Source organism: Dyadobacter sp. HNCC25DJ185, from assembly GCF_056895195.1.
Genome location: NZ_JBXHAR010000003.1, coordinates 530,673 through 544,405, shown reverse-complemented (window position 1 = coordinate 544,405; position 13,733 = coordinate 530,673). Strand labels below are relative to the sequence as shown.

The 13,733-nt window shown below is 45.9% G+C and carries 14 protein-coding genes; 4 read left to right on the top strand and 10 right to left on the bottom strand.

All coding sequences use genetic code 11. The features are described from left to right. Positions 1-47: 47 nt before the first annotated feature. Positions 48-968, top strand: coding sequence for a UbiA family prenyltransferase (locus AC1XUF_RS10910; protein WP_483341817.1), 921 nt, complete (start codon positions 48-50; stop codon positions 966-968). 29 nt (positions 969-997) lie between these two features. On the opposite strand, the gene AC1XUF_RS10905 is transcribed toward AC1XUF_RS10910, so the two are convergent. Then, positions 998-1,897 (bottom strand): EamA family transporter, encoded by a 900-nt coding sequence (locus AC1XUF_RS10905; RefSeq protein ID WP_483341816.1) that lies wholly within the window; start codon positions 1,895-1,897, stop codon positions 998-1,000. Positions 1,898-1,997: 100 nt separating this feature from the next. On the opposite strand from AC1XUF_RS10905, the gene AC1XUF_RS10900 reads away from it, so the two are divergent. Both AC1XUF_RS10900 and AC1XUF_RS10895 read left to right on the top strand, forming a co-directional pair. Beyond that, positions 1,998-2,696, top strand: coding sequence for a hypothetical protein (locus AC1XUF_RS10900; RefSeq protein ID WP_483341815.1), 699 nt, complete (start codon positions 1,998-2,000; stop codon positions 2,694-2,696). Positions 2,697-2,764: 68 nt separating this feature from the next. Beyond that, on the top strand, positions 2,765-3,562 hold the full coding sequence (locus AC1XUF_RS10895; RefSeq protein WP_483341814.1) for an HAD family hydrolase: 798 nt from the start codon (positions 2,765-2,767) through the stop codon (positions 3,560-3,562). Between the two features lie 8 nt (positions 3,563-3,570). Here the strand turns inward: AC1XUF_RS10895 and fabF are convergent, their stop codons facing one another. The 7 genes from fabF to AC1XUF_RS10860 all read right to left on the bottom strand — a co-directional run bounded on the left by fabF (position 3,571) and on the right by AC1XUF_RS10860 (position 10,215). Further along, positions 3,571-4,821, bottom strand: a complete 1,251-nt coding sequence (gene fabF / locus AC1XUF_RS10890) for a beta-ketoacyl-ACP synthase II (protein ID WP_483341813.1) — start codon at positions 4,819-4,821, stop codon at positions 3,571-3,573. 39 nt (positions 4,822-4,860) lie between these two features. Beyond that, positions 4,861-5,091, bottom strand: a complete 231-nt coding sequence (locus AC1XUF_RS10885) for a DUF2798 domain-containing protein (RefSeq protein ID WP_483341812.1) — start codon at positions 5,089-5,091, stop codon at positions 4,861-4,863. Between the two features lie 21 nt (positions 5,092-5,112). Next, on the bottom strand, positions 5,113-5,862 hold the full coding sequence (locus AC1XUF_RS10880) for an SDR family oxidoreductase (RefSeq protein ID WP_483341811.1): 750 nt from the start codon (positions 5,860-5,862) through the stop codon (positions 5,113-5,115). 57 nt (positions 5,863-5,919) lie between these two features. Then, positions 5,920-6,507: a TetR/AcrR family transcriptional regulator gene (locus AC1XUF_RS10875; RefSeq protein WP_483341810.1), complete on the bottom strand. Its 588-nt coding sequence runs from the start codon at positions 6,505-6,507 to the stop codon at positions 5,920-5,922. A 146-nt stretch (positions 6,508-6,653) separates the two neighbouring features. After that, the gene (locus AC1XUF_RS10870; RefSeq protein ID WP_483341809.1) at positions 6,654-7,919 is read right to left on the bottom strand and encodes a PQQ-dependent sugar dehydrogenase; all 1,266 of its coding nucleotides are present in this window, start codon (positions 7,917-7,919) and stop codon (positions 6,654-6,656) included. A gap of 95 nt (positions 7,920-8,014) precedes the next feature. Then, a complete protein-coding gene (locus tag AC1XUF_RS10865; RefSeq protein WP_483341808.1) occupies positions 8,015-8,569 on the bottom strand; it encodes a DUF2911 domain-containing protein in 555 nt (184 codons plus the stop codon). Positions 8,570-8,616: 47 nt separating this feature from the next. Next, positions 8,617-10,215, bottom strand: coding sequence for a serine hydrolase domain-containing protein (locus tag AC1XUF_RS10860; protein ID WP_483341807.1), 1,599 nt, complete (start codon positions 10,213-10,215; stop codon positions 8,617-8,619). A gap of 59 nt (positions 10,216-10,274) precedes the next feature. Here AC1XUF_RS10860 and AC1XUF_RS10855 point away from each other — a divergent pair, with 59 nt between their 5' ends. Beyond that, positions 10,275-11,432 (top strand): DEAD/DEAH box helicase, encoded by a 1,158-nt coding sequence (locus AC1XUF_RS10855; protein ID WP_483342024.1) that lies wholly within the window; start codon positions 10,275-10,277, stop codon positions 11,430-11,432. Here AC1XUF_RS10855 and AC1XUF_RS10850 read toward each other — a convergent pair. Next, on the bottom strand, positions 11,429-12,565 hold the full coding sequence (locus AC1XUF_RS10850; RefSeq protein WP_483341806.1) for a sialidase family protein: 1,137 nt from the start codon (positions 12,563-12,565) through the stop codon (positions 11,429-11,431). The genes AC1XUF_RS10855 and AC1XUF_RS10850 overlap by 4 nt on opposite strands. A 40-nt stretch (positions 12,566-12,605) precedes the next feature. Then, positions 12,606-13,616, bottom strand: a complete 1,011-nt coding sequence (locus tag AC1XUF_RS10845; protein ID WP_483341805.1) for an NAD(P)H-dependent glycerol-3-phosphate dehydrogenase — start codon at positions 13,614-13,616, stop codon at positions 12,606-12,608. Between the last annotated feature and the right edge of the window lie 117 nt (positions 13,617-13,733).

Genomic DNA, 13,733 nt, shown 5'->3' with positions numbered 1-13,733 from the left:
ATTATTTTATTTCAAAAAAGTGTTTATCCTCTGCCCGAACCCATGGTATGCTGAAACGCATTGTCTCTTTCGTTTTTTTTGCCAACTATTTTGTCGGGTTACTGATCGTCGCATTATCCATTGAGACTGTTTTTCAACTAAACCTTCCCGTCAGTTCCCCGGTCTATTACGTTTTGCTGTCTAGCGCCACCGTATTTTATTACACCATCGCCTACTCTACACCCGCGGCACAACCGATTTCGGACAACCCGCGGACGGAATGGTACAGGCAGCATAGCCGCTTCATTCGGCATAGCCAGGTTATTCTGCTGGTCATTTGCGTGGCCGCAATCCTCTGGCTGATGAGTGATAATTTTTCCAAAATCCAGGCCATTCCTGTTTATTATTGGCTTCTGGCTTCCCTGGTGCCGGTTGCCGCATTACTTTACTATGGCCTTCTGCCCGAATCGTTCCTTGCACCCGATCTGAGGCGTACCGGGTGGTCCAAAGCTTTTGTAATCGGGTTCGTGTGGGCTGGGTCTGTTAACCTTTTCCCAGTGATGATGACTGAAATAGAGCATGGCATTTTCATTCGTGAACCCACGTTCATGCTTTGGCTATTTACAAAAAACTGGATGTTTTGCACTGTCAATGCAATCATGTTTGATATCAAAGACTATCGGGACGATGCAAACATCGAACTGAAAACATTTGTAGTCAGGTTTGGACTGAAAAAGACGATCTTTTTTATTCTGATACCGATGCTGCTGATTGGACTTGCCTCGTTTTTGGCTTTTGCCATACACAGAGGATTGCCGTTGGCCACAATCCTCATTAACCTCATTCCTTTCATTTGCCTGTTATTTGTTGCATTCTCATTGCAGAAACCCAGGAAAATCCTCTACTACCTGATTGTGATTGACGGTCTATTGCTTGTAAAAGCAATTTGCGGAATTTTGGGAAGCCTTTTTGTCCAGCCTAACTTTTGACTGTGCCGACTACCCTATTTACCCAAAAGCTATACAACAGCCGCCTGTCTCCTTCGAAAAAGGAACCGCTCATTGAAGACGATAATGGAAAGCAATATGAGTGAGTACGCAATGATCTGTATCACATTGATCGGCTCTTGAAAGTAAACCAATGCAAGCGCGAAGTTCATCAACGGATTAATATACAGCAAAATACCCATTGTAGAAGATGTAACTCCCTGTAAAGCATACAGGTTCATGAACAACGGCACAATGGTGAACAGCACAGCGATCAGGAAAATCAATGCATAAAATGAGAATTCTGTCGGCAGCCCGGCACTGTATTTGGGATAAAACGGGAGGAGGATCAACGCTGAAAACAGGATTTGCACGGTCAGGACAAGAAACTTATCCAACCCGGCATTTTTGCGCTGGCTTACCAGGTAAAACGCATAAGAAAGTGCCACGATCAGACTGTAGGCAATGTCCGCTATGTTGTTGAAAGATAATAATGCGCAACTTAACACGCTTAATAAAACTGCGGTCCATTGCCACTTGCTCAGCTTCTCGTCCAGAACGAAGTAAGCGATAACCGTTGTCATGATAGGACAAACGAGGTACGCGAAGGAGCCTGCCTTGACGCTGATATGGTTCATCACATAAATGAAGAAAAACCAATTGCCGGTAAGCAGCAGCCCGCCGGCCAAAGTCAGTAAGGTCACCTGCTGTTTTTGCTTCGGCGGCATTTCACGGTACTTCCTGATGTTATCCTTTAAAACTTTCCTTCTCACAAAAAGACTGATTACCGCCATGATCACCGCACATAAAAAGACCCTGTAGAAAAGGATGTCCAGCGACGGGTAAGCCTTTAAAGGCTTCAGAGCCAGGCTAAAAAACCCCCAGATGACGAAAGAGCTAAAACCGGCCAGGTAGTACTTTGAAAATTTCATTGGAGATTCGTTACTGAGCCTCAAAATTAGTTCTTTTCGCTTTACAACCTTTTGGCAGCTAACAAAATCCAGTGGATGTAACCACTTTATACGAAACGTCATGAAAATCCTTTATCCGCTCCTGTTTGTTTTTTGTTTCCACCATGCCTTCTCCCAGAAAACCATCTTTTCAGTAAACCTAAACGGCGGCGCGTCGTCCTTTTCCGGCGCATCAACCAGAGGCACCACTGAACTTCGCACGGGTGGCGTATTTTGTCGCTGCGAGGGATCGGGAGCCAGTCCATTTGGCAATAAGGCTTCATTTTCCTATGGTGCAGGGCTTACCATTCAAAGGGAATTTCGGAATGGCATGCTGGTTGGGCTCAATGCCGGTTACGAACAACTCAGGACAAAGCTTTCGATCCATACCTTCGTACTGGACGATATGGTGATGAACGTTAACGGTAAGAACGTAAGCAATAACCAATTTCTGAATTTCTTCCCTCACATCGGATATAGTCTTGCGGCAGGCGAGGAGGTAAAATTGTCGCTGGCCGGAGGCGCTGATTTCGGTGTCGGCCTGAACAGCTTCGACAAACTCAGTATCCCTGAATATTTTAGAAACCAATATTCCAATACTGATTACATTCCCGGATTAGATTTCAGGCCAAGACTTCAATTTCAGGTTTCCTACCGCAAAACAGGTTTTAATATCAGCTACTCTCACGGTCTTACCAATTGGATGGGCGATTGGGTCGGCGGGAAACCGGAGGCTTATATCAGGGCCTTCAGGCTTGGGATGAGTTATCAGCTTAACTAAAAAGCCATTTCAATGGAACCATAGCCAGCTCATTTGCCTTGGTTAATGAGGTAACATTAAAATGGAATATGACTCTTTCGGATATCAGGCTGGTTGCGACCGACATGGACGGTACGCTTTTAAATTCAAAACACGAAGTTCACGAGTCGTTCTACCCGGTTTTCAGAAAGTTAAAAGAACACGGAATTGTTTTCGTGGCCGCCAGCGGGCGTCAATATTATAACCTGACCAAGACGCTCGAGCCGATTAAAGATGAAATTATTTTCGCCGCGGAGAATGGAAGTTATGTCGTTTTTCAGGACCAGGAAATACATGTCCAGGCAACCGACCATAGCATTGTCAGAGAGCTGATCAGAATTTCAGAGGATATTCCTGATACTTATCCAATCATTTGCGGAAAGAAAAAAGCATATGTAGAAGACGACCGGCCCGAATTCATCGACCATCTTAAGCTATATTTTGAACGCTACGAAATTGTAGAAGATCTGATGGAAATTGAAAATGATCAGTTCCTGAAATTCACATTGTGTGATCTGGCCGGTTCGGAAATCAACAGTTATCCGCATTACAAGCAATTTGGGGATCAGCTTCAGGTAAAAGTTTCAGGCCCGATCTGGCTGGATATCTCAGATAAAAAAGCCAACAAAGGAAGGGCTATGGAAGTGATACAGGAAAAATTTAATATCACTCCCGGTCAGACCATGGTTTTCGGCGATTACCTGAACGACCTGGAAATGCTTCAAAAAGCGCATTATTCCTACGCTATGGCCAATGCACACCCCGACGTGAAAAAAATAGCCCGTTTCATCGCCAAAAGCAACGATGAAAACGGGGTTGTGGAAATTCTCTCGGGACTGACAGAATAGGGTTTCTCCTATTCTGTATATTTCTTGAAGATTGAGGTAGCCGTGTGGCCTCCGAATCCGAATGTGTTATTGAGCGCGTAATGCACGGTTTGCTTTACGGAATCGCCCAATATAATGTTCATACCTTCCGGAACATGCTCGTCCAGATTCTCCGTGTTAATCGTACCGGGTATGATATCGTTTTGTACCGCCAATGTGCAGATGATACTTTCTATCGCACCTGCAGCTCCCAGCAAATGGCCTGTCATTGACTTGGTTGCGCTGATCGCAACCGGGTGATCGCCAAAAACAGACTTCATACCGTTCAGTTCGCTCATATCTCCCAAACCGGTTGACGTAGCGTGGGCATTGACGTAATCTATTTTATCCGGCGTAATACCCGCTTCCTTTAAGGCTTTTCTCATTCCGAGCGCGGCACCCATTCCGTCAGGCGGGGTACCGGTCAGGTGATAAGCGTCGGCAGCCATACCGCCGCCCACAATCTCAGCGTAAATTTTTGCACCTCTTGCCAATGCGTAATCCAGATCTTCCAGGATCAATGCGGCAGCTCCCTCGCCCATTACAAATCCGTCACGGTCTTTATCGAATGGCCGCGAAGCTTTTTCGGGTTGGTCATTTCTTTTAGAAAGGGCTTGCGCAGCCCCGAAACCGCCAAGAGAAGAGTAAATTATTGCTGCTTCGGACCCACCTGCGACCATGACCTTGGCCTTATCCATTCTGATGGTATCAAAAGCAGAAATAAGGGCTGTATTAGAAGATGCGCAAGCGGAAACAGTACAATAATTGGGTCCATGCAATTTATGGCGGATCGAAATCACGCCAGCAGCAATGTCCACGATCATTTTAGGGATAAAGAATGGACTGAAACGTGGCACACCTCCGGAAGCATGGAATTCCAGCAACTGATCTTCGAACGTACCCATTCCGCCATTTCCTGTCGCCCAGATCACCCCCATATCGTAACGTTCTGTCACGTCTATGTTTTCAAAATCCAGCCCGGAGTCCTTGATCGCCATATCGGAAGCGGCGATCGCGTATTGGGTGTGCAGGTCGTATTTTTTTATTTCTTTTTTCTCAATATAGTCCTCCGGATTGAAACCCTTTACTTCGCAGCCGAATTGTGTCTTAAATTTAGAAACGTCCATCTTCGTAATGGTAGCAGCACCGCTTTTACCATTGACAATATTTTCCCAGAACTCGTCAACCGAATTTCCGAGGGGAGAAATCACTCCCAACCCTGTAACAACTACTCTTTTCATAAAAGTTTTAGAATTATTTCAAAGACACCGGAAGCCATATCAGGCTTCCTGGTTAACTGTCTCCCTGAACATGGCTTCGACCAGTTTCTGAACCCTTGGACCGACCAGTAAAATCACCGGAATGACGATCAGATAGGCCATGCTCCAAGATTTCAGCCAAATCACCAAAAAATTGGCAACAAATCCAATATTTATAGAAATCAAAGTAAAGGAAATTATACCCGTCGTGATGACTCCCATTACCATGGCAAATGCGATTCTCTGTTTCATTTCAGCGACTTTTATGATAACTTATTTATCGATACCAGGGTTCATTGCATGTAATGCATCCAAAGGAGAACTCAGGAAAAGCTGAAAAAGCTGTGCAGTCCTGCCCACATGGATTTCATAAATTTCGTTTTCAAAAGCTTCAACCAGATCGTCGGCAACCTGCTTTGGTGGAATACCATTTTCCCCGCCGATTTCTGTCGAAAAATCAGTGTTGACCAAAGGAGGCATCAGTTCAAAAACTTGAATGGAAGTCTCCTTCCCCAATGTCAACCTCAGTGATTGCGTATAGGAATGCAAAGCTGCCTTACTTGCAGCGTAAGTGGGTATGACGTGATTAGGTACCAGTGCGGCAATACTCGAAACCGTTACGATTGCTGCATTCGGCTGTTGTTTCAGCAACGGGACCAGTTTCTGATTGAGGCGGACGATCGAAAGATAATTGGTCAGCATTTCTTCTTCGGCATTGCTAAAATTATCTTCCTCGCTGTCCAACTGATAGTAAAATGCCTTACCTGCATTGTTAATCAAGACATTAAGTTCAGGAAACTCGGTCTTCAACCTTGCAACTAACTTGTCGACTTCGTTTTGGTTGGTGACGTCAAAAACGATTGGAGTAACATGATCCAACCTGGAAGCGGCATCCAGCAATCGTTCTTCGTTTCTGCCGGTAATGATCACGTGATTGTCTTTTTCTGAAAATGCTTTCGCAATTTCAAAGCCAATACCGGCACTTCCGCCGGTTATTAAGATGGTATTTCCTGAGGTTTTCATTTTTCGTTCTATTTAAATTAAATATATACCGATCGGTATATTTATGGTTAAAATTTTTTACACCAATTCTTCTATCATTTTTTCAATCGATTGCATGATCGCTTTCCGGTAGTGAAGCTTACCTGTCACCTTTCCGATCATGATCCCGCCCTCTATCAGGGCAATCATTGTGATCGCGATCTGGTCGGGATCAATACTGCTCCTGAACTCATTATTTGCAATACCCTTCTTAACAAGTCCCGACAAGAGGTTTTTCCAGGACTCAATGGCATCTGCCGCTTTTTGTTTTAATGTAGGGTGCGTATCGTCCGCCTCGGTCGACGTGTTGAGTATCGGGCATCCGCCATCAGGAAAAGGGGCATATAGAAAGTTTTCATAAACCCTCGCATACACCAGCAACTTATCCTTGATCGATTCCTCGTGGTCCATCCTTTGCCTGACCGCCGTGTTCATCGTTTTCAGGTTATGGTCAAAAGCTGCAAGCGCCACTTCGTCTTTATTGGCAAAGTTGCCGTAAATGCTTCCCTTCGTCAGCCCTGTTGCATGAATCAGGTCGTTGATCGATGTTCCGGCATAACCCTTCACATTAAAGACAGGGGCCGTCTTCTCAATAATGAATTGCCGCGTTTTTTCTGCTTTGCTCATCGTCTTACAATAACATCACAAAAATATACCGATCGGTATATTTTTCAAAATATTAACTCATTTATTTTCGGATTATTTTTCGTGCCAATAAGAAAAGCGGCCTGATGATCAACCAGGCCGCTCCCCTCTTCCCAATTAGTAATAATCTACTTGGCCGTTACCCGCCAGATGGTGTTGCCGGAGTCATCGTTGACCAGCATAGAACCATCGTCCAGCACCGTTATGCCCACCGGTCTGCCGTAAACCTTGGTTTCACTTTCAACAAACCCCGTAAGGAAGTCCTCAGGTTTCCCGGAGGGCTTTCCATTTCTAAAAGGAACAAACACGACTTTATACCCCGCTAGTTTTGAGCGGTTCCATGATCCGTGCTGACCAATAAAGGCACCGTTTTGATATTTGACAGGAAATTGCGTTTTGTCATAAAATGCCAGGCCTAACGATGCTGTGTGCGAACCTACGGGAACATCCGGCACAATGGCTTTTGCAACAAGATCGGGGCGCTCTCCTTTGCGGCGCGGATCCTCATTTTTACCGAAATAAGCATACGGCCAGCCATAAAAACCACCCTCCTTCACACTGGTGATATAGTCCGGCACCAGATCGTCGCCCAATAGATCCCGTTCATTGACCGCGGTCCAAAGCTCATCCGTGCCAGGCGCCCAATCCATCCCAACAGGATTTCTCAGGCCGCTTGCGAAAACCTTCTCTCCCGTTCCATCCGGATTGATCTGTAAAATATTCGCCCGCCGTTTTTCCTCATCAATACCATGGTCGGCCACATTACTCGCAGAACCTACTGAGATATAGATTTTGGATCCGTCTGCATTGGACAGCAAATTCCGGGTCCAGTGGTTGTTGTAACCACCGGCGGGCAGTTCAACAATTTTCTCGCCTTTGCTCGTGATCTTTGTATCGCCTGATTGATAGGCATATCGATAGAGCCCATCTGTATTCGCAACATAGAAATAGTTTTTCAGGATGAGCATGCCCAGCGGTTTGTTGAGTTTCTCCATAAAGATTTCCCTTAATTCGGGTCTCCCGTCCTTATTGACATCCCGAAGCAAAGTGATCCTGTCAGCACTCTTTTTGGTACCGGATTCAGCTACGAATACATCTCCATTGGGCCCTACGTAAGTCCAACGCGGGCTTTCAAACTTATCCGCAAATTTGGAAACAATAAATCCGGCAGGTGCGACTGGCATTTTACCTTCGGGCCAGCCTACCTCCTTAGGTCGGTTTTCAACAGACTTGGTAGCGAAAGGTGCTGCCAATGCGAGGCTGTCTGTGACGGTTACCACTGAGTCGGGGCCGCTTTGGGCGGCTTCCTTCTCCCTCTCTTTCTCCTTGGTCCCACAGCCATAAAGGGTTATTGCTGCGAACAAGGATACAATTGCAAAGTGATTCGTTTTCATATTTTAGTTGTTGATCAAACAAAAAGCAGGTCGCCGGTTTTACCCGATGACCTGCTTTTGCAATAATAATGCCAGTTTGCTGGCCCCGGAACGTATTAAAAGGTAACCGGGACTTCTACTACCGTGTTATCCCATCCCATAAACATCTTGGCTGCTTTATCCGATGATTTTTCAAAAACGATGGAAAAATTCTCGATTGGTGCTTCTGCCTTTTTTACCAGAGCTGTTGTACGCAATACATCGGCAGATTCCCTGTATTTATAAGCGCCCCAGTAGTCCAGGTCAGAGCTAAGGATTATAGTCCATTCCTTTTCACCCGGGATCGCGAATAACGAGTATGTTCCTGCTTTTACTTTTTTACCACCAAAGGTTGCGTCCTGATAGAACTTGATCTCAGTCGACTCGTCGGCTCCCAACCGCCACACTTTCCCATAGGGTTCTAATTTACCAAAAGCCTCCCTGCCGTTGAGATAAGGACGGCTATAAGAAACTTTTATCAAAGCTTTATCGCCGTCTTTGCGATCGTGGGCAAAATGATCAGGGAAATAAGCAATATCACGCGGGCTTTTATCCAATGGCCTGAATTTCTGAGCCTGGGTCGTTAATGCTGCAATAATGAGTAGTAAGGAAATGCAAAGGTTCTTTTTCATCTGAAATAATTGGTTGTTTCTCAAATATATGCGCAAAAAGCTATTCATCATGCCTTAGCAAGCATTTTGCCTGTCAAAACTGGGCGAGGGTCTTTTGTATTTCCAAGAATAGCGAGACTTCTTTTGAACTCTATCTGCACATCATCGCCATTGAACTTACACTGGACAGTTTCATAATGAGCGGTTTCAATAAAACGCCAGGTCATCTCGAAGGTCGTATCGTCGGCCCAGGCACCGTTTCCGGCTATCTTGGTCCTCACTTCACCAGGCACGGGAGTCAGGACCAATTTTAAAGGCAGGGTGGACAAATCCGTTAATCCGATCTTCCAATTGCCCAAACCATTCACGATCAGGTGCTCCCCTTTATCATCCCGCAACCGAAATAAGCACCAGCCTTTGTCAAACTCAAATGATACTTTGCTGATCTTCATATCATTATCGGCAATACCAAAACTTCTGCCATTCACCTTTGCCGCGAGTTCCGATGCAGGCTTGCCGGCAGTTAAAGGAAGGGCGAGCGTTGATAGTTTCTTCTGGAGCTGCGCCTGGACTTCTTTGTCAGCGGGAATTCCCGTAGCTTTTACAGATTGGAGGATATGGTTCCAAACATGGTCCAGAATGGCCTGCATGTTGCCGGTTTCACTGGTAATCGCCACTACGAGATCTTCCTTGGGCAAAACAATACAATACTGTCCGTAAGCACCATCACCTCTGTAACCATCATTCCGGCAACGCCAGAACTGGTAACAATAGCCCTGCTGCCAGTCATTTTCCTCCTGTTTTCGCGAGCCGCCTTTGGACTGTATGTGTGACCGTGTAGCTTCCTCTACCCAGGCTGCGGGAAGGATCCGTTTTCCGTTCCACTCCCCTTTCTGGAGATACAATTGACCAAATTTGGCAATATCCTCCGTTTTTACCCTAAGTCCCCAGCCGCCGGTATTGATGCCGTTCGGATCTGTCTCCCAATCCACATCCTCAATAGCCAGTGGCTGAAAAAGCCTGGGTTGTAAATATTCAAGTAACGTCTTGCCAGTTACCTTCTGGATGATTGCCGAAAGCATGTAGGTAGCGCCGCTGTTGTAGACAAAAAAAGTGCCGGGCTCATGCTCGACTGGCAGCGATAAGAATGCTTTTACCCAATTGTGATCTTTGCTCTCCCGCAACGAGCCGGTACTGTCCTTATCGTGCCCTGTCGACATGGTCAGCAAATCTTTGATCCTCATGGCGGCCAGGTTAGCACTAACCGTTGAAGGCTTTTCATTTGGGAAAAACGAAATGACTTTGTCGTCCACTTTCAGTTTTCCTTCCGCTACCGCCAGACCGATTGCCGTCGAAGTAAAACTTTTGCTTAAGGAATAAAGCGTGTGTTTCAGATCAGCGGCATAAGGTGCCCACCAGCCTTCCGCAACGACTTTTCCCTGGCGAAGGACCATCAGGCTGTGCAGGTTAAGCTTCTCCGCTTCCACCGCCGTTACAAAATCCAGAATTCCTTTGGCCGACATCCCCTGCGATTCAGGGGAGCTGCGCGGTAACTGCCCATATTGTAAGGACGACGCCCATACTGAGGCTGGAATAGCGCTGATCACACCCAGCTGCAATGCGCCGAATCCCAATTGCTGAAGAAATTCCCTGCGGTTATACGACATGTCTTATGGAAGTAAATGTGATGGGTAATGGTATATTTGTTTCTTAAAAATCTCGATATCTGTTGGAAAACACGACTTCTTTCAAATCGCTTGGCTTGTCCGAACCATTATTAAAAACCATTGCCGAGCAGAATTATACTCAACCCTATCCAATTCAGCAGGAGGCAATTCCTGCAATCCTGAAAGGAAGCGATGTTCTGGGTATCGCAAAAACCGGCTCAGGAAAGACGGCCAGCTTCGTTTTGCCTATTCTCGAATTATTTCAGGACAAACCTTCCGCTCCGAACAGGCACATTTCCGCCTTGGTACTCGTTCCTACAAGAGAATTGGCAGTGCAGATAGCGGTCGTTTTTCAAACATTTGGGGAGAGGCTTCCCAGGAAGGTAAAAACGATGGCGGTTTACGGGGGCGTCTCGGTTAATCCCCAGATGATTGGATTACAAGGTGTTGAAATCCTGGTCGCAACCCCGGGAAGGTTATTGGATCTTTTATCTTATAAAGCGCTAAATATTTCGGAAACGCAGATCCTGGTATTGGATGAAGCCGACAAGATGCTGAATCTGGGGTTTGCTGAGGAAATGAAAGATATCTTTTTCCTTTTGCCTAAAAGGCGCCAAAGCATCCTCTTTTCGGCCACACTGGGAGAGGAAATTGATCAGATCAATAAAACGCAGCTCAGGAATCCCGTCCGCATTGAAATTGAGGAGGAAGAGCAAAATCTGGACCTGATCAGACAAACCGGCTATTTCGTAGATCCTGACCGGCGGGGCCCCCTACTACGTTATCTGATCAAAACACAGGAAATGAAGCAAGTCCTGGTATTCGTTTCAGCAACCCGGACTGCGGATAACCTCGTAGAAAAATTAAACAAAAATGGCATTCAGGCTATGGCCATGCACAGTAAAAAAAGCCAGGGCGCCCGAACAGAGGCGCTTAACAAATTCAAATCGGGAAAGCTCACAGTACTGGTCGCGACCGACCTGGTTTCACGGGGTATAGATATTCAGTTCCTGCCTTATGTGGTCAATTTTGAACTGCCGCGCTCACCCAAAGACTACGTCCACAGAATCGGCCGGACTGGCCGAGCCGAAGCTTCGGGTGAGGCGATTTCATTGATATGCCCGGAAGATGTACATCATTTCAAGATTATCCAGAAAAAAATGGGCAAACAGGTTGAGATGAAAGAATCGTATGACCTGGAGCTAATGGGCTACTAGTTTTTCTTTTTCTCTTTTGCCGAAAGTTCCACAATGTCTTTCTTACTTCCAGTCCAGAAAGCGATTTTCTGGCGGTTGTAAGTATAAGTTACTGCTACCGAATCGCCCCAGCTGATTATTGCGGGGTAAGAATATTCGTCTGTCCTTTTACCAGTCGCAATGTCAGTTTTGTCCGTCCAGTTTTGCCCGTCGTCATAGGACAGGATCAATGAAAGCGGAGAGCGCGAACCCCAGTCCTCGTCGTCCGGATTATAAGCGAGCACTAATGTACCGTCCGACAATCTGGCAAGGTCTATCCCGCTATTCGGGTTGGGCAAGCTTGTTTTTTTGATTGTTGACCAGGTTTTTCCAAAGTCTTTGGAATCGCTGCGTCCAATTACACCGCCTGTGGTCCTAACCAGCATATGAATATTTCCCGGTTCCGACTCCCACAGCGTAGGCTGAATTGCTCCCTTTCCCTTGATTTCTAAGGTATCTATTTTGAAATAAGGGCTTGCAACCCAGGTTTTACCTTTATCAGTACTCCTGTCTACAAATACTTCCCAGCGCTTCACTTCATTAGACGAACCTGCCAGCCAGTCGCCATTGGACAATTCGATCAGCTTATTTTTCACCGGCCCCCTGCCGCCTTTGTCTCCTTTCACCAGTTCATAAGCCTCCGACCAGGTTTCTCCGTCATCAGCAGATGATTTCACCCATGTCTCCCATCTCGGGATTTCCTTCCCAACTTTAAAATACAAATAGACTTTCCCATCATCTGTTTTCTGAAGCACCGGATTCCAATGAGCATCCTCTCTGATCTTTGCCACTTCTTTGGGCTCACTCCAGTTGCCCGGCACTCCTTTGGACAGCCAGATTCCAACGTCAGGATTCTTTTCTTCTGTCCCTCCAAACCAAGCTACAAGGAATTTACCATCATCCAGCCTAACTACTGTGGAGGCGTGACATTGCGCAAATGCGCGTTTATCTCCGAAAACAAATTCCTTTTTGTTAGTCAGTGAGTCCGTAGCCTGATCTGATTCCGCATCTGTTTTTTTCGACCCACAGGATCCAAAAACAATTGAGCTCAGTAAAAAAGCAATGACTTTGCGAAACCTTGGTCTTCTGAAAAACTTCATAATTCTTTTAAACATTGGTTGAGAGAGTTACCCGATTTAAATATAAAGAGGCTATTTATTTCAGCAATTTCTTCAGATCTTCCATGACCGCGGCGGGGGTATGCTCCTCATACAAAATCCTGTGAACGGCCTGGCTGATAGGTAAATTTACCTGATGCACCTTGTTAATTTCGTGGATACTTTTTGTAGCATAATAACCCTCGGCAATCATTTTCATTTCGAGCTGAGCAGCCTTCACACTGTATCCCCGGCCAATCATATTACCAAAAAGCCGGTTGCGACTGAACTGGGAATAAGAAGTAACCAGCAAATCGCCCAAATAGGCGGAAGAACTCAGATTGCGCTCACGAGGATCCAGCGCATTCACCAGGTTTCCGATTTCCTGCATTGCATTGGAAACCAGCACAGCCTGAAAATTATCCCCATATCCTAGCCCATGTGTAATGCCACATGCGAGCGCTACAATATTTTTCATGATCGCGGCATATTCAACACCATACAAATCGTCCAGCGCATGAGCCGCGACATACCGGCAGGTCATTAACGCCGCGAAATCTTCGGCGGCGGGGCATTCGGTAGAGGCGATCGAAAGATAGGACTGCTTTTCCAAAGCGACTTCTTCCGCGTGGCAGGGACCGGCGATTACGCAGGTTTGTTCCGGAGATATGCCAAAGGCAGTGGATATCCAGTCGGTAACCAGGATATTCAAATCGGGAACCATTCCTTTAATGGCTGAAACGACCCGTTTCCCTTGTAGATGTGGCGGAGATAAATGCTGCAAAGCTTCCCTGACAAACGCCGCGGGAACTGCCAGGATTACATAATCAGCTCCTTTTACCGCCTCCGTAGTCTTTTCAAAAACCCTTACTTTTTTTGGAGATAACACAACATCGCTGAGATAGCTCGGATTGTGATGGAATTTCCTGATATGCTCAATATCATTCTGATTACGCAGCCACCAGCGGATCTGAACATTGTTTTGCTCGCACAGGATTTTAATTAAAGCAGTTGCCCAGCTTCCACCCCCTATGACGGCTATTTTGATGGTATTATTTAAAAAACTCATCCCGAAAATTACAATAAACTGATTTGATTGGGGATCAAAATAAAAAATCCTTGCAGCAAAGCCGCAAGGATTTTCTTTTTTAACCTAAACTAAATCGAACTTATTACGATTTTACAA

Bases quoted from the DNA above. Each gene is read 5' to 3' on its own strand.
- AC1XUF_RS10865 (WP_483341808.1), bottom strand. From the start codon at position 8,569: ATGAAAAAGAACCTTTGCATTTCCTTACTACTCATTATTGCAGCATTA.
- AC1XUF_RS10845 (WP_483341805.1), bottom strand. From the start codon at position 13,616: ATGAGTTTTTTAAATAATACCATCAAAATAGCCGTCATAGGGGGTGGA.
- AC1XUF_RS10905 (WP_483341816.1), bottom strand. From the start codon at position 1,897: ATGAAATTTTCAAAGTACTACCTGGCCGGTTTTAGCTCTTTCGTCATC.
- fabF (WP_483341813.1), bottom strand. From the start codon at position 4,821: ATGAAAAGAGTAGTTGTTACAGGGTTGGGAGTGATTTCTCCCCTCGGA.
- AC1XUF_RS10850 (WP_483341806.1), bottom strand. From the start codon at position 12,565: ATGTTTAAAAGAATTATGAAGTTTTTCAGAAGACCAAGGTTTCGCAAA.
- AC1XUF_RS10895 (WP_483341814.1), top strand. From the start codon at position 2,765: ATGACTCTTTCGGATATCAGGCTGGTTGCGACCGACATGGACGGTACG.
- AC1XUF_RS10875 (WP_483341810.1), bottom strand. From the start codon at position 6,507: ATGAGCAAAGCAGAAAAAACGCGGCAATTCATTATTGAGAAGACGGCC.
- AC1XUF_RS10870 (WP_483341809.1), bottom strand. From the start codon at position 7,919: ATGAAAACGAATCACTTTGCAATTGTATCCTTGTTCGCAGCAATAACC.
- AC1XUF_RS10900 (WP_483341815.1), top strand. From the start codon at position 1,998: ATGAAAATCCTTTATCCGCTCCTGTTTGTTTTTTGTTTCCACCATGCC.
- AC1XUF_RS10880 (WP_483341811.1), bottom strand. From the start codon at position 5,862: ATGAAAACCTCAGGAAATACCATCTTAATAACCGGCGGAAGTGCCGGT.
- AC1XUF_RS10860 (WP_483341807.1), bottom strand. From the start codon at position 10,215: ATGTCGTATAACCGCAGGGAATTTCTTCAGCAATTGGGATTCGGCGCA.
- AC1XUF_RS10910 (WP_483341817.1), top strand. From the start codon at position 48: ATGCTGAAACGCATTGTCTCTTTCGTTTTTTTTGCCAACTATTTTGTC.
- AC1XUF_RS10885 (WP_483341812.1), bottom strand. From the start codon at position 5,091: ATGAAACAGAGAATCGCATTTGCCATGGTAATGGGAGTCATCACGACG.